Origin of the sequence: Filimonas lacunae (genome assembly GCF_002355595.1) — a bacterium.
Classification (GTDB): Bacteria; Bacteroidota; Bacteroidia; order Chitinophagales; family Chitinophagaceae; genus Filimonas; species Filimonas lacunae.
This window is the reverse complement of sequence record NZ_AP017422.1, coordinates 5,115,055-5,139,599: the sequence shown is the minus strand read 5'-3', so window position 1 is coordinate 5,139,599 and position 24,545 is coordinate 5,115,055. Positions and strand designations below refer to the sequence as shown.

Genomic DNA, 24,545 nt, shown 5'->3' with positions numbered 1-24,545 from the left:
TTATCGTAATGAAATATATGCAACTGCCGCTGCCTGCCATTGCATTCTGTGAAAATAACACAGATCCATTCCCGGCTGGCTATTCAAACTGTTTCGGATAATTATAATATTTTTTTCTATTGCTGCAATAAATGCCGGGTATAACCTTATGCTGATAAGTATACTTGTATGTGTACTGCATATAGCTGGAAGAATAACGCAGCCTGTTAACGCTTAAATAAACCTTCAACCTTATACTCATAGTGAGAACATCGCTACTGTACATAGTTCCTATTATAGGTATATGCTTATGTAATAAGCTGTACGGCCAACAGGCTAACCCTGGCGGTAAGGTAGCTGTTGTAGCGCGTCCTTATTATATTCCCAAAGATTCTGCTTTTCGCACAGGTTACACAGATACACTACATCAAAAAAAAGATACTTTACAAAATGTCTTTATCATGCCTAACACAAAGCAGGCTGGTAAAGAGGGGTATGCATCTTATGCTAATCTGCCGGAGCAGAAAAAAGTGAGGATACAAAGGGTAGAAAGAGAAAACGGGAAGCAAGAAGATGCATTGTTGAAGATACACGGCAATGTGTTATATAATGTAGACTACCGTTCCTATATAGATACGCCTTATGCAGAGCATGACGTGTATTACCATACCATTCAAACATACCTGGATGTAACTTACAAAAAAAATTACCCGATAAGGATATATCTCACCAATCGTTTTAGTAACTCTTCTTTTACACGCCGGTTTACAGATGTGAACATGCAGTTTAATACGAATGATTTTCGTAACAGGTTAAGGCAGCGGATAAAAGAATACAGGCCTGTTGATATGTTAGCTGATTCTTTACAGTTCTGGCAACGGTCTATCTCATTAAAAAAGATGGAGTTTTCTCAAATGAACAGCTCTGTCAACAGTTCTGCTGCTATTCAAAAGGTGATTGAACAGAAAGAGCGCATGGCGTATCCGGAGGTGCAGGAAAAAAAGAATGAGTTTCCTGAATTACCAGATCCAGGTTTTAAAAAGCCGAATGCACCCGCTTTTAAAAAAGTGCCGGATTATTTAGGTGATTGGTTTGGCAAGCATGGGCAGGAACAAGTGGAGAAGCCCAAACAACCCGCTGTTGATACAGGATTTATACAAAGTTTGGAGGCTAAAAAAAGGAAGATGGATTCTTTGCAACAGGAAATTATGGCAATGGAAAAAAAATACAAAGATTGCCGTAACCGTTGGGAAGCATTACAGAGCCGTAAAAATGCGAAGCTGGATCAGGCAGGAAGTATAGAGGAACTGGATGCGGAAATAAAAGCACGTAATATACCAGATACAGCATTGCCGGCAGGATATAAAACACTTTGGGCAGTTAAAAGCTTTGGAATAGGGCGTACAATGGTGGATTATTCAGAATTGTCTGCCAAAAATGTAAGTATTAAAGGTGGCCAGGTTGAGTACAATCCTGGCTATTATATAGCCGTAGCCGCTGGCACGGTTGATTATCGTTTCAGAGATTACGTTGTAGAAAATAAAGCCACACGCGGGCAATATCTTGCGCTGGTAAGGGTAGGTAAAGGGCTGAAAAACGGCAATAATATTATCCTTACCTGGTACACCGGGAAAAAGCAATTATATAATAGTAGCTCTGCCAATGCCAGTCAGCCCGATTATCGTTTGATGGGTTTTACATTGGAGGGGAATTATAGAATAACACCATCGACGTATCTTACTGCAGAAGTAGCAAAATCCTCACTTCCATTTTATAACAGACCCGAAGCGGCTAAAAGCCTGCTGAAAACAGCAGTAAACTTTAATGAGCATTCTAATGAGGCTTATTCTATAAAAGTTCAATCTGTTATTAAAGCTTATGGCACAAGGTTGTCTGGCTTTTACAAACACTATGGTGCAAGTTTCCAGTCTTTCAGCCTTATAACAACAGGGGTAGAACAGGACGCCTGGATGGTAAAGGTAGATCAACCTTTGATGCGTAATAAGCTGATGCTGGGCGCATCTGTAAAAAAGAACGATTACACAAATCCAACAACAGACTTAACGTATCAGAGCAATATGGTATTTAAAAGTGTACAGGCCACACTGCGTATTCCTAAATGGCCGGTGCTGTTTGTAGGATATTATCCAAGTTCCCAGTTAACAAAGCTGAGTGATAATGAATATATAGAGAACATGTTTTATTCATTGGTGGCGAGCGCTAATCATTATTATAAAGCGGCAACTATTAATATGAGCACTACTGCCATGTATACGCGCTTCTATAATAAAATGTCCGACAGTGCTTTTATTTATTCCAATAGCAGCACCTTTTTATTTAACCAGGCTTTATTTTTTAAACAGTTAATATATCAGGCAACCGCTACCGTATCGTTAAGTGCCGATTATAATTTATATACCCTGCATAATAACGTTCAATATAATTTATTGAAATGGCTTACTGCTGAAGGAGGTGTCAAATTCAATAAACAAACCAATTACAATATCGGGCAAACAGGCGTGAATGCAGGTGCTATTATTAAAGTAAATAAACTGGGAGAATTTCAGTTTTCTTATGAAAAAGGATTTATTCCGGGTCTGAATCGTCAATTAGTATCGAATAATACAGGTCGTTTTAGCTATTTCAAAATATTCTAAATATAAAAGTATGCGTCTTCGGGTAATAGTGGTTTTGGTACTGGTGACATTATCGGTCCGGGCAACAAGCCAGGTAAGTATGGCGTTGCAGGTGCCGCCAACAGGAGTTGTACAAAAAAGCCAGCTTTGGAATATGGTGCTGGTCAATGGCAGCAATGAAACTTATAGCATTGATATTACTTTAACTTTATTAAGTACCGCTGATAATAATCCTGTACTTACAGTAATCAGCCGTGGTATTATTTTAACCAAGGGAGCACACCAATTGAAATATGCGGATGTAAGCCCGGTAAACTACCGGTATACGTCACCCGCTTTTGGTGCAGATATGCGCCCGGAAGGATTATTGCCTGTTGGTAGTTATACTGCGTGTTATACCATTAACAAATGGAAGGGGGATATTTCGGAACCATTGATGGAAGATTGCATCAGTCTGGAAATACAGCCATTGAGTCCTCCGATATTAACTACTCCGGCCGATAAAGATTCTATTGAAACCGACTATCCGCAGTTTACCTGGTTGCCACCTTCGCCGATTTTATTGTTTGGCGACTTATCGTACAACCTGGTAGTGGTAAAGGTATTACCCGATCAAAGCCCTTTACAGGCTGTACAGCAAAATATTCCTTTGTTTAATCAAAGCCGTCTGCGCCAGCCATTCTACAATTTATCCTCTGCAACAGCAGGTATAGATACGGGTAATGTATATGCCTGGGGGGTTATAGCTAATAACAATAACCAGTTTATTGCTATTAGTGAGGTACGAACCTTTACGCGAAAAGGGATTGTGAAAATAGAAACATCTTTGCCTGTTGCGGCTTATGTGCAATTAAGCCGTGGCGAAGATGGCAGTGTGATTGTTACATCCGGAGCATTAAAGCTTATATATAATAACCTGCTTTCTGATGCCAGGCTTACTTATAAAATAACCAACTTATCTGATAAAGGCAATGCCTTAGTCGCTTCCGGAACTACGGTGCTGACAACCGGCAGCAATTTCATCGATCTGGATGTGCTTAAAACGAGCAGGCTGGAAAATGGAAATACCTATCAGTACACTGCTACTAACTCCAGAGGGGAAAAATGGACCATCAAATTCATTTACCGGAAAGAAAAATAACAAAATTGACTACCAATATTACTAGAATGATAGTTTCTGTTTCGTACTATAAGAAGTGTATAGCACTTCTGTTTATGGTGATTATGTACAGTGAGTTTGTGCTGGCAGGATATACTTCTGTATTGCATTACAATAATAATACCGTCACCAGTAACCGGCAGCGATATGTTGCTGCTACAGGTAACCGGGTAAAGGAGAAAAGTGATGCATATGCTGTTTCAATAGACAGTACTTATACTCCTGCTTTTTCTGCCACGCCTGATAACCGGGTTGTGGAAGAAGCATCCGCAAACTTCGGTAGCGGTCCTACACAGCCAGAAATGTCAGCTTTCCAGTCTGTCGGTTCTGGTAACATGGTAAATCTGTTTTCAGGTGATTTCTCTTATAATATCCCACTAATGGATGTTGGTGGTTATCCTGTTAACATATTCTATCAAAGTGGCATTACTATGGAACAGGATGCCAGCTGGGTTGGACTGGGCTGGAATATTAACCCGGGCGCTATTACGCGTAACATGCGTGGCTTGCCTGACGATTTTACCGGCAAGCAGGATTCTATATGGAGAAGTATTTCCCTGAAAGAAAATAAAACAGTAGGAGTTACCGCTGGTGCGGATGTGGAGTTGAAAGATGTGCCGATGGATCTGGGATTTAGCCTGGGTGTTTTTCATAACACTTATAAAGGCTGGGGCATGGAAACGGGATTAAATGCCAGTGTGCGTGTGGCGTCAGGGTCAAAAGGAAAATCCACAGTAGGACTTGATTTGAATAATAACTCACAGGAGGGCTTTTCCATTTCGCCTTCTTTCCAATATAAATTGCATGGGAAAAATTCAGACGATATCAGTAATTCTTTTGGATTGTCATTTCCTATGAATAACCGTACAGGATTAAAGGCCATACAGTTGTCTTATGGTATGAGCAAATACAAGACTGATCCCAAAAATAGTGTCTCAGGTGGGCTTGGTTCTTCCCTTATTTCTTTTTCACGTCCTGCCTACACACCCACTATGTCATATCCCATGACTAGTACGCAATATACTTTTACGGCTAAAACAGGGGGGCAGTTATGGGTCATTCACCCTAACGTTTCTCTTTCCGGTTATGTAAGCACTCAAAAAATAGAAGAGGCGGATAAACGCATGTACATTCCCGCCTATGGCTACCTGAATTACCAGGCAGCCATGAGCAACCCTTCGGTATTGCTTGATTTTAACAGGGAAAAAGATATTGCCTACAGTGAAAAGCCGGTTGTTTCCAGCATTGCAGTTCCTGCCTATACATATGATGTGTTTTCTATTACCGGGGAGGGTACGGGAGGTATGTTCCGGGCTTACCGGGGCGATATAGGATATGTATATGATAACTTTTTGAAATCAAAAGATAATTCGTTGCGGGCTAGTATTGATCTGGGTGGGGGGGCTCTAGCTCACAGCGGTGCCGACCTTAATCTCAACCGCGCATATACACAAACCGGGCCGTGGCAGGATGCTAATGCTATGCGTACAAACGTAGCATTCCAGTCGTCGGATAAAAATTTTGAAGCGGCCTATTTTCGGAACCCTGGCGAAAAAAGTATTAATTCCAGGGAATTTTATAAGGCTATTGGCGATGATGATCTGGTAACGGTGAAGCTGGCTAAAAGTGGTAGCTATTTGTCTGCTACCAATATACTGAACAGATATAATAAATCCGGCGTATTGGCTGAGGAAATAAAACTTCCGGCATCGCGTGCGGTGAAGCCTGTTCGTGATAAAAGAGCGCAAGTAATTTCTTATTTAACGGCACAGGAAGCGAGTATTGCAGGCGTAAATAAATATATAGAAAACCATATTTTAAATACATACGGGCTCAATAACTGTAAGGACAGTATCAACGATTTGAATTATGGTGCCGGTGAGGGACTTATGGGGTATTACTACAACGATAAAACATTTAGCAACCTGTTTGCTACCCTCAACGATGAAACCATCAATTTTTCTAATTACTCGTATATCTATGACCCGATGGGTCCAGACTACAGGAATTTTGACAAAGTAATTGGTCAAAGCAGGCAAAAATTCAGTACCAGGTGGTTGGGCCGGATAAAAGCACCTGCTACCGGTACTTTTAAATTTATGATTGTTTCTGATGACCAATCAGGCTTATATGTGAATGACTCATTGCTTATAGCAGGAACCAAGCCTGGTGGTGTTTATACCAGTGTTCCATTGAATATGGTGGAAGGGCAATTTTATAATATCAAGGTCGATTATATTCAGGATGCCAGCAGCATTGTTATGCACCTGGGATGGTCTTATAATGGAGGTGATTATAAAACTGTACCGAAGGAATGTTTATATCATGTGGCTGAGAAGTTACAGGATACAGTAAGTAATTCCCTGGTTATAGAAAAGCGTATCAACTCATTCAGAAAGCCTACGCACATTTCTCAAATCAACGTATTAAATCCGGATGGCAGAAGATATGTGTATGGTATACCTGTTTATAATCTCTATCAGCGTGATGCTACTTTTTCTGTAAATGCAGCAGGAGGTAATTTAAAGGATGGACTGGTAAAATATGAGCATGGTGTAGATGATACCACTACCAACAACCAGGGTAAAGAAGGGTATTATAACGCAGAAGACATGCCTTCTTATGCGCATAGTTTTATGTTAACCAATATTCTTTCTCCTGATTATATTGATTTAACGGGTGATGGTGTTTCGGATGATGATCCGGGCGATGCCATTAAATTTAACTATAGCCGTGTGGCAGGTTTGGATAAGCCTTTCGAATGGCGTGCACCTGCAGTGGCAGATAGTGCTTCTTATAATGAAGGGTTCCGGTCTTATAGCAGAGATGATAAAGGCAGTTATTCTTATGGCCGTAAAGAATTATGGTATCTCAATTCTATTGTGTCTAAAAACATGATAGCTACTTTTAAGGTGTCTGACAGGGAAGATCTATTGTCGGTGAATCAGCGGGGTGTGAAAGATCGCAATCGCCACCTGGCTAAAAAGCTGGATGAAATAAACCTGTATTCTAAAGCCGATTTCTTAAAGAATGGCAGTAATGCCACTCCTGTTAAAACAGTGCATTTTGAATATTCGTATGAACTATGCAAAGGGGCTAACCGTTTAAAAGATACTACGAATGGATATTCAGGTAAGCTTACTTTAAAAAAGATATGGTTTAGCTATAATGGCAATAATAAGGGAAAACAAAATCCCTATAACTTTTATTACCATTCCAATAACCCCGGGTATAATTTAAAATCTTTTGATCGCTGGGGCAATTTTAAAGATCCTTCACAGAATGTGGGAGCTACAGCTGGCAATCTGGTTACTAACCAGGAATACCCTTATGCGCTACAGGATAGTACGTTGGCGGGATATAATGCTGCAGCCTGGACATTAGATTCTATCGGGTTGCCGTCAGGAGGAAGTATCAAAGTGCAGTATGAAAGCGATGACTATGCATTTGTACAGGATAAAAGAGCGATGCAAATGTATCGCGTTGTGGGGCTTTCCCGCTACCAGCCTACTCAATTGCCATTAACGGAAGTGTCTTTGTATTCCAATAAAGGAGAGCATACTTATGTAACGGTGGCTGTAAACGATCCGGTGAGCAGTAATCAACAGGTATTTAAAAAATACCTGGAAGGATTGGATATGATCTATTTCAGGATGCGGATAAAAATGCCTAAAGATGATTGGGGAGAAGGATTTGAAAATATACCCTGCTATGCATATGTGGATAAAGATGGTGGCTATGGATTTGTAGATGCCAATCATATCTGGTTTAAAATAAAGCATACTCAAATAGACACTTTTGGTATTACGAATGCGAGTCCTTTATTCAAGGCTGCCATGAATTACCTGCGTTTGAATTTGCCTTCTAAAGCCTACCCGGGATCGGAAGTGATGGACGATTTTGGTCCTGTAGATGCCATCAAAGGTATTTTTGGATTAATCGCCAATATTGTAGACATGGTCAGGGGATTTGAAAGTAAAGTAAAGTCTAATAACTGGACCAATGTGGTAGATACCGCACGCTCTTTAGTACGTTTAAATACCCCATTCTATAAAAAATATGGTGGGGGGCTGCGTGTGAAAAAGGTGCTGATCTACGACAACTGGAAAAAGATGAGCAAAGGCAATGCAGAGTCGGTATATGGCCAGGAATATGAGTATACAACCCTTAAACAAATAGATGGAACAGACCGGTTGATAAGCAGTGGTGTTGCTGCCTACGAACCATTTATTGGCGGAGAGGAAAATCCTTTTCACATGCCCGTTCAGTACGGAGAGCCTGTTTCTGTGATGGCACCTACTACAGTGGGATATGCAGAAGAACCTTTAGGGGAAACATTTTTTCCATCTGCGAGCGTGGGGTATAGTAAAGTGAGAGTGAAATCTATTCATACTAAAAATGTGAAATCTGCTCCGGGATATGAAGAAACGGAGTTTTATACAGCTTACGATTTTCCTACTGTAGCAGAAAGAACGGTGTTGGGAGATAACAAGGAACGATATTTTCCATCTATCCTTAATTTCTTAAAAATAGAGTCCAGTCATTTATTGGCGTTATCGCAGGGGTTTAAAATTGAACTCAACGATATGCATGGAAAAGTGAAGAGGGAATCGAGCTATTCATCTAATAATAGTTTAATCAGCCAAACGAGTAATTATTATAAAACGGAGCATACAGGGAAAGAAAAAGAAAAACTGGCTAATACTGTTTGGACGATTGGGCCAGATGGGAAAATTGATACAGCATCGGTGATAGGGAAGGATATTGAAATTATGATGGATATGCGGGAGGAGCTAAGTGAAACTGCTGCCAAAAATTTCAACGTTGATGGAGATATGTTCCAGGCAGGTGTATGGCCTGTTATATTATTGGGTACACTCAATATGTTTCAACATGACAGAACCGTTCTCAAATCTATTGCTACTACCAAAATTGTTCAACGATATGGTATATTAGATAGCATTGTTCATGTGGAGAAAGGGAGCCGTATTACCACCCAAAACATCCTGTATGATAGCGAAACCGGCGATCCTGTGCTTAACCGTACCGAAAACGAGTTTAAAGATTCTATTTACACCTTCAGCTATCCTGCGCATTGGAGTTACGAAGGCATGAGTGGAGCTTATCAGAATATCGATTTGTCGTTAAAGAACGTATTTATCAAAAGCGGAAAAATAATCAGTGGAATTACAGAACCGGATAGTGTCTATTTCGCAAGTGGCGATGAAATATTGATTGGTTCCAGGCAAAAGACCGATCTGGCCAATACAACCAGTTGTAAAGATACACTTGCCTGGTATCCAAGTTATGGCCAAATGTGGGCAGTAAACGTTAATGAACTGAAAGGTGGCCCTAAGGACTTTTACTTTATGTGGCGTGATGGAAGTCCGGTAACAGCTAATGATGCTACTTTAAAAGTAATCCGTTCCGGCAGAAGAAATATTGCCGCTCAACTGGGTCAGGTTGCTTCGTTGCATAGTCCTGTAGTGAAGGCTGGAAGCGGGTACCAATTACAGTTTGATGTAAATACAGGTATTATCAATGCTTCTGCTGTGGAATACAAGCAGGATTGGAAAGTGGAAGATAAAATGAAATCAAAACTGCAATGTCTGTTGCAATAAATAATTATATATGAACAAGATACTTATAGTAGTGATGTTTTTGATGGGGTTTTCTATCATTTCTGCTGCTCAAACAGATAATGCGTCTTTAACGTTGTCCGGAACCTGGACATTAGATACCGTCCATTTAAAAGTGTATGATTTAACCACCAAGGTGCTTTTAAGAGAAAAAAATCTGGTTTCCAGAGATTCTATGTATAGAGTGCCAGGTGTATTACCCTATGTAATGCGTTTTGTTGAGAACAACCTGGTGCAGATAGAGGGAGTTGCTAAAAACAGTTTTCCTGGCAGGTATCTTATACAAACCGGAGACTTTTTACTCTGGAATGTAAATACTGGGTCGGGTAGCGGCGATGCTGTACAAGTCCCATCCTGCCAGTATAGATATGTACCTAACGGCGAAAACAGGATGGAGTTGCAAATAAAATTTGCTCATAAGGAAAAAGCTTCCGGTAAAAATGTGGTGATTCATTTTGCCTATAAATATTCACGTAAAAGCTGATTGAAGAACACGATTAATAAAGAAACTTATGGGTGTATATAATTTGCTAACAAGAGGGAGAAAGGCATTAATGGGTGCTTTGCTACTTTTTATAGGTCAGGCATCGGTTTTTGCACAATGTGATTTTGGATTTTATACAACTGTAGAAAATTCGGCATGTTATGCTTCCGGAAAAATTACAGTAACTCTAACAGGTGGTAATACTTCCAGATTTACGAGTATACTGTATAGTATAGATTCTGAAACGGGAACCGGCTACCATGTTTCCGCTAACCCTTCTCCCGTTTTCGAGAATGTGCCTCCAGGTACACATACGGTTACCGTACAGATAGTATGCGATAGTGTTCCCTACAGCCAGACTTCCACGGCTACTGTAGGCGGCAATTATCAGGCTGTAGAAGCGACTGTTGCAGAAGGCAGGCGGTCGCTTTCGTGCGGCGGTTACGGACAGGCTGTTGTAACAGTTACAAAAGGTTTAATGGCTTATCAGGCAGTTATTGTAAATGCTCCACAGGGATATACAGGGGCTACTACGTTTAGCAATTTTGGCTCTCCTATTTATATTGATAGCCTGGTTGCTGGTGAGTATTCAATAGTGGTAAAAGATAGATGTGGAACAGCTACCTCGCCTATGTCAGTTACTATACATACTATTGATAAAGTTGATGCATCCATGTTTTATATCATAGCATTGCCGGGAACTAATAACGAAGAAGATTGCAGTGTTTTTTATGCTACTAAACCAGAGTACGCCGGAGGTTCAGTATTGAGTGGTTACACCGGAAGCCTTAATTCTTATTATGCAGTAAGTCTTGACGGTATTCCCAAAAGTGATTATGTTCCTTTCGGAGAGGCTGCTGCAATTCATTTGCCGGAAGGGGTTAAGAAAAGCGATACGTATGACAAGAATATCTATTATCATATACGCCCGATTTGTGGCGACGAAATTGTGATAACAAGTTCTACGTTTGGGGTGGGGTCGACGACTGCTTATAGCTATAATTGCAATACAGGATTTGATATATGGAATGATTACCCGCATCGTTATATTTTTTGTTACCCTATGTATCTCACCGTGAGAGATTCTGCTACTGGCATGGAGTATAAGGATACTGCCTATACCTATGGTCCAGGTAAAAAAATAAAAAACTTACCGTTTGGTAAATATTATATTACTACACAAACAGGAGATGGTTATTATGTAACTAACAACCAGTTATTGAATATTGCGGCGCCTGAAACAGATCGGTATTATGTTAGTCATGGACAATTGTATGGTCAATTTGGAAATGATGGTGCCTGTTACTTTTTTGTAAGCCCCTCACAGGGATTAGTAAAAGAAGGAACAAAAGTGGAGATAATAGGTAATGGGGTGTACGGATCAGCCATATATGACAGCAAAGTGAATTCGGGAGGGATAGCTATTAGTGCAGATAGTAGTGGCCGTTTTTTATACCCGGGTGAGTATGTTCTTCGGGTAACAGACGAATGTGGTGTATATGAGATGACTGATATAGTTACAGATGATGATGTGTACAAGTACACCATTTCGCTGAAAAATGAAAGAACATGTGATGGTTTAACCGTTACGCCTTCTGGAACATGTCGTTACCAGGGACAAAACTATCCCGTTTATTTTCAATTGACTAAACTGGAACCATGGCAGCAATGGGGAAACCCTATCCCGACAGGGCAATCCTGGAAGATAACCGCCGGAGGCACCTATAATGCAACCGTAGGAGCGGTTTCTAACCTTGTTAATAACTATACCTATACGGAAGGTGGGAATGTTGCAGTATTAGTGTACAATCCCAATCCTGTAATGGTTGATGTAAATAAGTCGGGTGGTTATGTGTGTCCCCGCGATTCGATAAATGAAGGTAAGATAAGAGTAACGGGCAAAGGTGGTTTATCTGATAATTATACTTTTAAATTGGCTGCCCAGGGTACAGGAGCCACTGGTCCGTATTGGGCTACCAATACTACGGGAGAATTTAATAGTATGGACAGCATGGATAATGCTGGTACACCCTATATTTTATATGGCAATATGAATTACGATGTACAGATAACTGACACATGTGGTGCGTCTTCTGTACAAACCATTAAAATCATTGAGTTAAAAACCGCGCAAATTGCCAGTTCCGATAAACAAAGTTATTGCATTGGCGACCCGGTAAAGTTTTCTGTTATTAATCTTCCTTCTACAGCAAAAAAATTCACCTGGACAGGTCCGGATTATTTTAGAAGCGAAATGGAATCGCCCTCTTTCAGTGCTGGCCCTAATAGTGCGGGAACCTATCATGTGGTTATTAATTCTGATGCCTGTCAGGATCCTATAGAGGCAGATATACCTATTGCCATCTATCCCTTTATGTCTGTTTGTTATAGTGCAGTAACAGATACAGTCGTAAACCCTTATCTAACAGGCATGCTGGGTAACTGGCACACCAATAAGTCGTATGTATATTATAGTCGTCGTGCAGAATCTGATCCTTTGCAGGAAGTGAATTTGAGAAAAAACGGAACCTACGCAGAGTTTTCTTCTTTCTGGTCATTCCTGGGAAAGAAAATGAATGTGAACCCTGATAAGGGCAAGTGGGTTTGGAATGCTGCCAGTACTTTGTTTAATAACAGGGGGGCAGAGATAGAGAATAAAGATCCATTAGGCAGGTATAATGCAGGTTTATATGGTTATGCGGGTACATTACCAACAGCGGTGGTACAAAATGCCCGCTATAGGGAAAGTGTTTTTGAGGGTTTTGAAGATTATGGCTTTTTCGCTACAAGATGTGATAATGCCTGCGCAACAGGTCGTCACTTCGATTTTAGCGGGTATGCTGCCTATATGACTACCAACCAAAGCCATACAGGTAAATACTCCTTGCTGATACCTAAAGATAGTGTTGTAAATATGCTTACAGCTGTGGACGCACCGGAAAGTGATGATGTGGAGATGAGTATTACGCTAAAGGATAATAGTTGTGTGCCTAGTGGGAAAGGGTTGGAAGGAGTACGCACTACCAGTAACACCTTACTTCCTGTGTTTAAACCGGTTAAAAATACGCGTGTTTTATTCAGTGCCTGGGTAAAAGAGGCTGTGCCTTGTAAAGGGCTTTCTTACACGGGTAGCCAGATTGAGCTGGCTGTTGGGTTAGAAAATGGTACGGCACAGTCGGTTATCATCTATCCCAAAGGCAACATTATTGAAGGATGGCAGCGTTTTGAGCAGGTGGTGGATGTGCCGGCTACTGCCAAAAGCTTTTCGGTGATACTGAAAGCTACTGGTGATGCCGATATATATGTAGATGATATACGCATTCATCCTTACCTGGCTAATATGAAATCGTTCGCCTACGATCCGGTGTCGCTACGTTTGATGGCAGAACTGGATGAAAACAACTACGCGACTTTTTATGAATATGATGACGATGGAACGTTGGTGCGGGTGAAGAAAGAAACAGCGCGCGGCATTTCTACTATTAAAGAAACCAGGAGTGCGTTGTTAAAAGAGAACTAGCATTTTAAAATATTATAATACTATCAGGGTGAAAGCATTTTTATTATTCATGGGTTTGTGGGTAGCACAGTTACAGGCTGTGGGAGCTGATATTGACCCTTATATGATATTCACTAAAATACAGCAGGCATATAGCGGTGCCGGTTATATAAGCTTTAATATGCATTATAAATATGCGGCTAAAGCCACGCCTGCTATTTTAACGGACTCGCTGGAAGGGCGTGCTGTTATTCATGGAAACAATTATTATGTGGTACTGGACAATGTAGAAAATATGGCAAATGACAGGCATGTATTCCAGGTGTTTCCTAAAGAAAGTGTGATTGTTTTATCCAACAGAACGGCAGCCAATCAAAGCAATGCCGCTTTACCCGGAATGCTACCAGATACTGCCATGATCAGGAAAAATGGTTTGCTGCTAACAGCAGTAGAGAATGGGAAGAATTACCAATTGACTATTACGTTTCCTGCCAGGCATACCTATAAAAAGATAACCCTCCTTGTGGCTGCCAACAGTGGATATATTCAGAAGGCGATTTATGAAGTAGCATCTGATGCTTTGGCAAATGGCGAAATAGCTAAACAGGAAGGAGGAAATCAGCAGTCTGGTTTGTCTGGAGAAGACGCTTTGGTTACTGTTCTTTATTCAGATTACAGCACTGCGGCTATTGATGAATCTATTTTTACCGACGAACGGTTTGTGGTGCAGGAGAATACAGAAAAGAAGCCTGCCAGCAAATACGCCGGATATACTATCTACAACACCAACCCTAAATAGCAAAGAACAAAATGAGACATAAAAACTCATGTTGGAATAGCAGACTACTGCTGTTGTGCGCAATGATATTGCTGAATATAGCCAATGCTGCTATGGCACAAACGGAAAAGATATTCCAGGTAAGATTGACTGGTGCCGCTAATGAAATTAAACCAGGCGCTTCCAGTACCATTTCCGAAGCGGGCGTATTTGATGCTGCCGCAAGGGCTAAAATGCTGGCAGATTATCCTATTAAAAATAGTGTGAGCCTGATATTGGATGAAAATTCACCTGTTTACCTGCGGGATAGCTTTTCCCTGGTGGTAACCGTGCGTATTCTTTCCAAAGATGTGAACGGGGTGCTTGACTCCTTAGACAAACAACTGAAAGTTACTTATAGCAAAACGGGCAAATACCAGGCGCTTAGTACGTATGTAACCAGGAATAAACATGAGGTTACTACAAAAGTGATAAATGTAGCTTCCTCCGTAAGCTGGGATGTAATGCCTGTGATGATATTGGAAACCCGTATGGATATGCAGCCGCTTTTTACTTTTTCGTGTGATAATGATAAGGTAGAAGCATTGAGCTATAATAGTGTTATTGCTGACGGGGTTGATGAATTACAAGTAAGCTGGGCAGGCGTATTAGGTATTGATATGTATGACCTGGAATGGTGTTATATAGATACTTCTGCATTGAAAGGAAAAAAGAGTAACAATATTTATGATCCTGCTTTGATCTTTACCAATAATGCCAGCCGGGTAAGTATTACTGGTACTTCGTATAAAATTCCGTTGTTGTATGATGGGGATGGTATGCTATTCTTTAGGGTGCGTCCTGTACAGATAAAAGCCGGAGCAGGAAGGTTGGAAGGTAAATGGAGCAGTGATTTTACTACAGGTTTAGGTGCCGCTTCTTTTACAGGACATGAGCGTGGATTAAACTGGCAGGCAAGTACCAGTTTTGCAGAAGAAGGAAAAAGGAAATCGGTAGTGCAATATTATGATGGCAGTCTTCGTAACCGACAAACGGTAACCAAAGACAACACCACTGATACTACTATTATAGGAGAAAGTTTTTACGACTACCAGGGGCGTGCAGTGATACAGGTGTTGCCAACTCCTTCTTTAAGTAATGTCATTAAATACACAAGAGGATTTAATGTGGGCCTGAACGGTGCAGAATACGACAAGGAGAAGTATGATGTGGTGCTGGACGAAAAGTTGTATTGTAATACAATGGCGCAGGGTATGTCTGCTGAAAAAGGGAGTTCCAATTATTATTCCCCTCAGAATCCTGCTAAACAGTATGGAATGAACCGGTACATTCCAGATGCGGAGTTGTTCCCCTTTACCCAAACAGAATATACCAATGATAACACAGGGCGGGTAAGTCGCCAGGGTGGCCTGGGACCTAACTATCAATTAAACAGCGGGCATGAAACCCGGTATTTTTATGGTGGTGCACCTGATAAAAATGAGTTATATGCCTTGTTTGGCACAGCCGTAGGAGATGCCAGCCATTATGTAAAAAATTTAGTACGTGATGCCAATGGGCAATATAGCGTAACCTACCTGGATATGCATGGCCGCACTATTGCTACTGCCTTAGCCGGAAATGTTCCGGATAGCATCCAATTGCAGGCTTTGAGTAGTAATAAAGATACCATGCAGCTGGAAACCATTGGAGGGCCAACCGGTAACGTTGTGAACGACCTGGTAATGGAAAGTCAGAAGGCTTTAGTTGTTACCAAACAATCAGACTATGTATTTGACTATTGGCTTGATCCCGAACGTATCAAAATGGAGTCGTGTACGGTGGGAGATACTATCTGTTATGATTGTTTGTATGATCTTGAAATTATTATTACCGACGATTGTAATAACCAGAAATTAGGGCGTGCTTTTGATACGGTGTTTCATAACTTCTCGCTTGCGAATAATCCTACGCTGCAAACTGATTGTAATAACAAGCCGGCAGGGTTTCATATAAATTTCACCCTGCCAGGACTTCCTGAGGGGAGTTACCTGGTAACCAAGCGTTTGTCTATTAGCAGGTATGCAGTAGACTATTACCGGGATAGTGTATTTGCTATCAGGAATACCTGTAAAAGCCTGGATTCGATTATCACAGAGCGGCGTGAATTGCAAATGCAATCAACCTGCTTTCCTACCTGTGACGAATGCAGAACCAATATGGGGAGCTGGACCATTTTTCGAAATAAATTTTACCTGCAAACGGGTATAGTGGCAACCGAAGCGGAAATAGCAACGCTGGATACAGCTACATACACCGCACAGGTAATGGTTGCCTGGAAAGATGCACTGGCTGCCTGTAATGAATTGTGTGATACCAATACGGATATTGATAAAGTGCGTAGCAGCATGTTGCTGGATATGTCGCCTCCTTCCGGACAGTATGCCAATATTTCTGATACGCTTGATCCGTACTCTATATTCTATTTTGACGCCAATAATAAAAATAGTGACCCGATATATTCCAACTCTTCTATTGTGTATAGAGAGCTAGATGGAACTATCAGCAGGGTATATAGCAATGCCACCAATACGGAAGGATTACCCCAAGCATTAGATAGAAATGAATTTGCTTCAAAGTTTGTTGCTTCCTGGGCAGAATCTCTGTTACCTTATCACCCCGAATACTGTAAGCTGCTTGAATATGAAAAATATCGGGAAAGCATGCTGTGGGATAAGAAAATGCAGGAAATTAATACCTACCAGGAAGCTTTAAATAGAGGATATCTGAACCCTATCGGGTATACTGATGCTCCCTATAATAAATTTACTATAAAGGATAGCATTGATCCTTTATTTAAAATACCTGCACTGCAATCCAAATTGAGAGCGGGCATGTTATCGTATGCAGTTGATAATAATACGGCTGTTTCTATATGGAGTGTTGCCAGTATTGTAACCGCTTGTGGCTCTACCAATACACAAGCTTGTAAAGTTAAATACCAGGATGGAAATAATGCCTTTGGACCGGAAATGTGTGAAGGGGATAAAGATCTTGCCTGGAGATCTTTCCGGGAGTTTTACCTACAATTGAAAAAAGATGTTATTGCGGCGCAGGTTTCAGCTGCCAATTGTGCTGGTAAGCCGTCCAGTGCTGTGCTGTCTGCCACCCATGCCTTAAATTTTATTGTAGCTTCAGAAGCTATGGCTCAGGAAGGCTTGTCTGACATCCTGAATGCAGCCAACCCTGATCAAACCAAAGCGAATGTGAGTGCAGCCACAGCCCAATACTATGATGATAACTGTCGCGCTTATGCTGTCATGTGGTTAAAACAGCTGGCACCTTGTGTCAACTATAATTCTGTTAAGAATGAGATGATAGAGGAGCTGGTGAAGGTTTGTAAAAAAGGCTCTGATGGAAACCATCCTTACGGTTCAAGGGATATCAGCCCGGATAGCACGAATACCTACAAAAGCTTTGACGAAGTAATAGCTGCTTACAACCAGCGTTTAGGCGTAACAAATGCTGCGCTTATTAATTGTAATGCGGAAGTGCTCACCAATCCTTTACCTTATAATCAGCAGCAGGCTTATAGTAAACCTTTGTACACAAAACCGTCTGATTGTGAATGCGAACGAATTCAATATTGGCAATCGAAATACAATGCTAGTAAAAAATCTGGTGAAGTCTTTTCAGCATTCCTGGCCCGTATGGCTGGTACTACTATCAGTGAAAGCAACCTTACAGCGTTGTTGAATATGTGTAGTAGCACCAATACCAATTGTACATTTTTAAGTAATCCTATCACACTGCCGCCAGCGCTACAATGCTATACTGGTGATGTGTGTGCTGATTGTATTTTGGTGGATAGTGTGTATAATAATTATAAAAGCATTTATCCGGCTTATTTGCCTAAGGTGGCTTCTGATTCTGTTCAGATTGATAGTATCCAGGAGACGGCTAATGGGTTGTTTGAGAAATACATGAATAACCATCTTGGTTTTAGTAAGCAAACCTGGGAGTATTTACAGTTTATTGATAGTTGTAAGAATAGTGGGCCGTTTTATGAGTCTCAATTGCAGTCTACTACGTTTTTAAGAATGTATAATAATGCCGACGGTACAGCATCTGTTATCAATGGCATGATGGGGACTGCTGATGGAGGAAGTATTGTAGTAGGGGAATATAAAAATACCGGACGCGGCATTTCAGATAGAGCTGGATACTTTAGCAAGGTGGATAACAGAGGAAGTGTGGTATGGGCTAAAACTTATGAATTGTACAAAGAGGTAAACCTTAATAAAAGGATAAGTTTTAACAAAGTTGTGAAAACTAATGATGGAGGGTATATAACAATCGGCTCTTTTATTGTGGAGGGTGTTGAAAATGTTTCCAGTTACTTTCTATTGGTAAAATTTAGTGAGTCTGGTGAAGTGATATGGCAAAAAGCATATAGAGATGGTAATATTTCTTATTATGGAGAACAAGGACGTGATCTCTATGCATTAACAGGTGGTGACTATGTGTTTGTAGGAAATTATAATTATGGTACAACGGGTACGCATACAATGGGCCGTATAGGTAATGATGGTTCATTGAAGTGGCTGCGCAATTTTGAAGGCGACAATGATTTCGGCACAAAAACCGGATATGTTGCCGAAAATGGAGATACATTAGCTATTGCGATTTCAAATCGTAGCCCTGGTGCTGCATTCGGGTTGTTTAAAATGTCTAAAGAAACGGGCGTGGCATACAGGGGTACTTATTATGCTTTTGGGGGAACTTCAGGAATCAGCGGTCTGTATTATAGTGTGCCTTATAAAGTTGACAGGGAATCTGATGGATATCTGGTATTAAGCATGTGTTCACCTACAAGTGGTAGTGGTTTGAATAATGTAAGTTGTCTTTTTAAAGTGAACGATTCCGGAAATGTGGTTTCAAGGGTGGTGTTAAATAAAATGCCTAATTCTCCGGCTTCTTTATCCTTGTCCGGCGTACGTCTTAAGAATGGTGGCTACCTGGTAGTACAATCAGATACAATAGCAGGAAATTATAGTTCTTTATATATATCAAAAGTAAATGCAACATTTGATGCCGTTACTACAACATATCGTGTTAGAACAGACAGACATATGGTTGTATATGATGTAAAAGAAGGCGAAGACGGAGAAATTACTATAGTAGGGAAGTCCAGACGTAACGATGATAAGCCTTTATTGATAAAGTTAGATAGCGTTGGCAGGAGTTTTTGTTATGATTCTACAATTGCATTAGGAGAATTGGGTATGAATATCACTCCGCGTGCAGTACCATCATTTACTCAATCAGGTGTTGATGCGATTGACTTTGCATTGAGCTCGATTGTTGTTTCAAGTCTGAATGAAGGAACTGATACTCTTAATTGTTATGTCACAAAACCTGTCGGTGGAGCATATGCAGGTCCTGTTCTTTGTGGCAGATCCGTATGGCCTTTGGATAATGCCACTTTTACACAGGTAAGTGACTGCTCTGATAGTTTGTCTTATGCTATTAATAAAGCTACTGACATCTTCATAAGAACCAAAGATTCGTTGAGAGGTGCGTTCGAGTCGGCCTACCTGTCTAAGTGTTTGCAGGCAACAAAGTATGAGAAGTTTACTGTTTTGCATTCCGCGAACGAATACCATTACACTCTTTACTATTACGATCAGGCAGGTAACCTTGTTAAAACCATTGCACCACGGGAAGCGCACCCTAATCGTAATGCAACATGGCTGAATGAGGTAGATGGCCTGGTTCAAAACAAAAATGGCGAGAAATATCCTGATCATGGCATTGGTACAAACTACCGATATAATACATTAAACCAGGTAGTAGCTCAAAACTCTCCCGATGGCGGAACCAGTCATTTCTGGTATGATACACTTGGAAGGTTGGTGCTATCACAAAATGCACAACAGCAACAGGAAGGTAAATTCAGTTATACGTTATATGACCCATTGGGGCGAATTACCGAAGTAGGACAAACTGCTTCTGAAGAGAAGGTAGTAGATAGTATTGCCAGGAGTACTCAACACTTATCGGGTTGGTTGGCCAGGGCTGCTTCCCATAAAGAGCAGATAACAAAAACGGTGTATGATGCGCCTTATGGCCTGATTGATACTGTTCTGGCAGCAGAGAATGTTAGGAGTAGGGTGGCTTACTCTGCCATTTTTGAGAACAATGATAATCTGATCGCTAATAAGTATACTACGGCAACCCATTTCAGTTACGATATTCATGGAAATGTAGATACCTTATTACAGGACTATCGTATAGGCGCGATGGCTGATGGTGGTAACCGGTTCAAGAAAATAGTGTATCAATATGATTTAGTCAGCGGAAAGGTGAATCATGTAGCCTATCAGCCGCAAAGCTGGGCAAAAGATGCATTTTATCACAGATATCAATATGATGCAGAAAATCGGTTAACGAATGTGGAAACCAGCAGCGATAGTATCCATTGGGCGAATGACGCTTTATATAGTTATTATAAACATGGGCCATTAGCACGCCTGGAATTAGGAAATAAGTTGCAGGGCATTGATTATGTGTATACTCTACAGGGATGGATTAAGACGGTGAATCCTTCCATGCCTTCAACGGATAATGGTGATGGAAGCTCGGGCTGTCCGGAAGGTTCGGCAATAAAAGACCTGGTAGTAAGCAATCGTCCTGTGAATGGTCCGGCTAAATATACTGCTATCGAATCGATCTCTTTCATCGAAGAATTTGATTCTTATGGGGAAGAAATGGAAAGTGTGCTTGACTCTTCCTTACTTGTATGTAATAGTAACATTGAAAAAAGCGAAGAGGAACTTGCTGGCGTAGCTCCGGATGCGTTTAGCTATGTATTAAATTATAATGATAAGGATTATAAAGGAATCAATGTTGTTAGTGTAGATGCACAAGTGAAATCCCTGCTGGGTAGTAATTATCGACCACTGTATAATGGTAACATTACCGGTATGGGAGTGAACATAGGCAAACTGAACAAACCTATCTGGTATAATTACCAGTACGATCAGTTAAACCGGCTTGTTAATATGGATGCCTATTACGCTTCCAATGCAAATTGGAATTCCTTGCAGCCAACCACAGACTATCATGAAGGTATTACGTACGATCCTAACGGAAATATTCTCAGTTACCAGCGCAATGCTACACCTGTGACTGGGGCTACTGATGGTAATGTGATGGACTTGCTTACTTATAATTACAAGACAGGTTCCAACCAGTTAGATCATATTATAGATCATTCTGCGGATGTTTATCATAACGATATTGTTACACAAAATCCTGGAAATTATCAATATGATCATATCGGTAACCTGATTAATGATAATAAGGACACTATTTATTGGAATGTTTATGGTAAAATAAAAAACATTAGAAAAGCGAACGGCGATAAAATTTACTATTCATATGATGCGTCTGGTAACAGAATTAGTAAAACAACAGGTGATAATATTACCACCTGGTATGTACGGGATGCTCAGGGCAATGTGATGAATGTGTATACTTCTGGTGACGCAAATGTGAATGATGCGAGATTAACACGGACAGAGTCACATTTGTATGGCAGCAGTCGTCTTGGTATTTTACATGACAATGTTGATGTTACAGTTGGGTATGAGAATATTAGTTATCGATATTATGATTATATTAGAGGAAATAAGTTCTTTGAGTTAAGCAACCATTTAGGGAATGTGCTGGCTACTGTGTCGGATAAGCGTTTGCAGGTGAGTGCAGGGGGGAGTGCAGTGGATTCTTATGCGGCTGATGTAGTGAGTGCGCAGGATTATTACCCTTTTGGGATGCTGCAGCCGGGTAGGAGTTATAATGCTGGTGGGTATAGGTATGGGTTTAATGGTAAGGAGAATGATAATGAGGTGAAGGGGGATGGGAATAGTGTTGATTTTGGCGCAAGGATTTATGATCCTAGGATTGGTAGGTGGTTGAGTACTGATCCTGATAAAAGAGGATGGTTTAATCCATATCAGTCTTTTGGTAACAATCCGATACTATATAAAGACCCAGATGGAAGATGGCAAACAGATGGCCACTACTGGACAGTGTTTTTGTTGGCAACTATTTTGCAATTGCCTAACGCTGAGCAAATAGCACATTATACTGAATATCCAGATACTTATATTCATGGAAACAGAGCAGACGAAAGATATACATGGGCGAGTCCAAGCGAGCAAACTAGAACACATTCTTTAACTGGTGGATATCACACGGAAGAAAGGGCTAATACAATAAGTGATTTATTAGCTGTTCCTGCTAGCAATATTGAAGAATTTGGAAGGTTAATGCACAGACTTGGAGATACTTATGCTCATTCTAAACTTACAAATGGTGATAGAATGTATGGTGCAGGGCACTGGTATAATGCAGGAGGAGGATATACATTTGATCACTTGGTTTCTGCTGGGTCAGAACCAGATATGATATATAACAGAATTGGAGATAATGGAAAGTATGTAAGCTATGCGAAAGATGTTCTATTTGTTTTATCTCAGAAATTTGATACAAAAGTTAATTATTCTGCTGCTCTTGAAAAGGCATTGCCAATTTTGAAAAGTATGATGGAATATGCATCTAAAAACAGGGTTTCTTTAATAGGGATTATTAATTATGAATTAGCTAATTTAAAAGGTGAAAATAGCTTTTATGTGTATGCTCCACAAAGCATTCTTTCTACAGACTATCAAACACATTTAGTGAATACTAAAAATTACCTAACTTCTAAAGGAGTTAAGTTCACTGAAGAGAAAAAATATGAGAAATATACAACTACTGAGAGCGAGTTTGATTCAGATGGAATGTATTTGGGTGAACGTACAACTGAACATCAAAGAGAAGTTGGCACTAAATTTACCATTCAAAAATAAAAGCCTAGCATGAAGCAGTTTTTAATTAAGATATTTATACCGGGCTTACTCACTTTAATTGGTACAATTTTTTACTTTGGCTTAAAAAAGGGCAATGATGATCGGTTAAATCTTCTTTTTTGTGTTGGATTTCTAATTTATCTTGCTATAGGAATTGTCATCTTTCTATTAACTTTTTTTTGTGCAAAACTCCTTGAATTAGATAGTAAGGCGACTAACCTCTTTACGAGCTTGGTAATTATATTGTTTACTTGTTTTTGGTATTTAATATTTTATCGAGGTGATTTTGGTGTGACTTGTTTTTTATTTATATTAATACATTTGATCATTTTATGGGGTGAAAGAAAGAGGGGTAATGGGTAATGTACAAAACGTCACCTGGGTAGTGTACACAACGTCACCTGCGTGATTTATAAATTTGTAAGGGAGCTGATAATCAATCGGCTCCCTTATTTTTGTCTGGTAAAATAAGGTGTGTGCCTACGTATCTTTTATAGTTTATTGTCACGGAAAGCCCACTATTATTGAGTTTAATAAACCCTCGTGTACACTTTGTCACCTGCTCATGAAATGTAAGTATTGTCAGGGAGTCTGCATCAAAAAAGGATGGTATAAGACTGTTCAAAAGTATCGTTGTGTAGAATGTGGTAAATACCAACGGAGTCTTTATCGCATCCGCCGATATACTTTACATACAGAACAGCAGGTGCGGTTATTGAATAATGAATGCGTGGGAATAAGTTCTATGTCACGTATTTTGCAAATACCTAAAAGCTCAGTTCAAATGTTAGTTCTGAGGGCCGCCTCTAAAGTGACAAGGCCTATGTTTTCTTCTTCTCACGAATCTTATGAGGTGGATGAGATGTATACTTTTATCGGCAGTAAAAATACAGCCTGTTATATTGTATACGCAATCAACAGGAAAACGAGGCAGGTGTTTGATTTTATTACTGGTTCGCGCAGCAAAGAACAGATTGGCGGATTAATAAGAAGGCTCTTGTTAGTAGCACCAGCCAAAATTTATACGGATAGATTAAATATTTACAAATCTTTAGTGCCACGAAGTGTTCACCGTACCTTTCAATATATGACTAACAGGATAGAGCGAATGAACTTAACGTTAAGAACTCATTTGAAGCGGCTAGTAAGAAGGGGGATTTGTTTCAGTAGAAGCGCTGTAATGCTTGAAGCCTGCTTGAAATTATATATGTGGGGCAAAAGTTCACCCAAGGTTCATTGAAGAGGTGAACCATACAAATCCTGGTCAGGTAAAAGCTTCGGCCAAAAGTTCATCGAAATGGAACACAGGATATAAGCGAGACGGAGAATATAAAGCTCAGGGAGGGTAGGGTGAGCATAAATGGAACCAAAAGGAATAATGAAGGGGTTTTGTTATCCGCAAAGCTGGTAATAGGATTACACAGTTACCTGGAGCTATTACCACCAGACCAGGAGAAACTGTTTGATTGTAATGCCA

General features: G+C 40.3%; 9 protein-coding genes. All 9 read left to right on the top strand.

The annotated features are described in order from the left end of the window. Positions 1–440 precede the first annotated feature (440 nt). The 9 genes from FLA_RS20155 (at position 441) to FLA_RS32085 (ending at position 24,308) form a co-directional block, all read left to right on the top strand. Positions 441–2,636: a hypothetical protein gene (locus FLA_RS20155; RefSeq protein WP_144264036.1), complete on the top strand. Its 2,196-nt coding sequence runs from the start codon at positions 441–443 to the stop codon at positions 2,634–2,636. Positions 2,637–2,646: 10 nt separating this feature from the next. Next, positions 2,647–3,756, top strand: a complete 1,110-nt coding sequence (locus FLA_RS20150) for a hypothetical protein (protein WP_144264035.1) — start codon at positions 2,647–2,649, stop codon at positions 3,754–3,756. Positions 3,757–3,782: 26 nt separating this feature from the next. Beyond that, positions 3,783–9,395, top strand: a complete 5,613-nt coding sequence (locus FLA_RS20145; protein ID WP_159445106.1) for a PA14 domain-containing protein — start codon at positions 3,783–3,785, stop codon at positions 9,393–9,395. Positions 9,396–9,405: 10 nt separating this feature from the next. Next, positions 9,406–9,897, top strand: coding sequence for a hypothetical protein (locus tag FLA_RS20140; protein ID WP_076379283.1), 492 nt, complete (start codon positions 9,406–9,408; stop codon positions 9,895–9,897). A gap of 28 nt (positions 9,898–9,925) precedes the next feature. Continuing rightward, positions 9,926–13,417, top strand: a complete 3,492-nt coding sequence (locus FLA_RS20135) for a hypothetical protein (RefSeq protein WP_144264034.1) — start codon at positions 9,926–9,928, stop codon at positions 13,415–13,417. Positions 13,418–13,445: 28 nt separating this feature from the next. Further along, positions 13,446–14,195, top strand: coding sequence for a hypothetical protein (locus FLA_RS20130; protein ID WP_076379281.1), 750 nt, complete (start codon positions 13,446–13,448; stop codon positions 14,193–14,195). 62 nt (positions 14,196–14,257) lie between these two features. Beyond that, complete coding sequence (locus FLA_RS20125; RefSeq protein ID WP_076379280.1) at positions 14,258–23,068, top strand: RHS repeat domain-containing protein; 8,811 nt, start codon at positions 14,258–14,260, stop codon at positions 23,066–23,068. 9 nt (positions 23,069–23,077) lie between these two features. Next, positions 23,078–23,431 carry a hypothetical protein gene (locus tag FLA_RS20120; RefSeq protein WP_076379279.1) on the top strand — a complete coding sequence of 118 codons (354 nt, stop codon included), beginning with the start codon at positions 23,078–23,080 and terminating at the stop codon, positions 23,429–23,431. A gap of 202 nt (positions 23,432–23,633) precedes the next feature. After that, positions 23,634–24,308, top strand: a complete 675-nt coding sequence (locus FLA_RS32085) for an IS1 family transposase (protein ID WP_076379278.1) — start codon at positions 23,634–23,636, stop codon at positions 24,306–24,308. Positions 24,309–24,545: the final 237 nt, after the last annotated feature.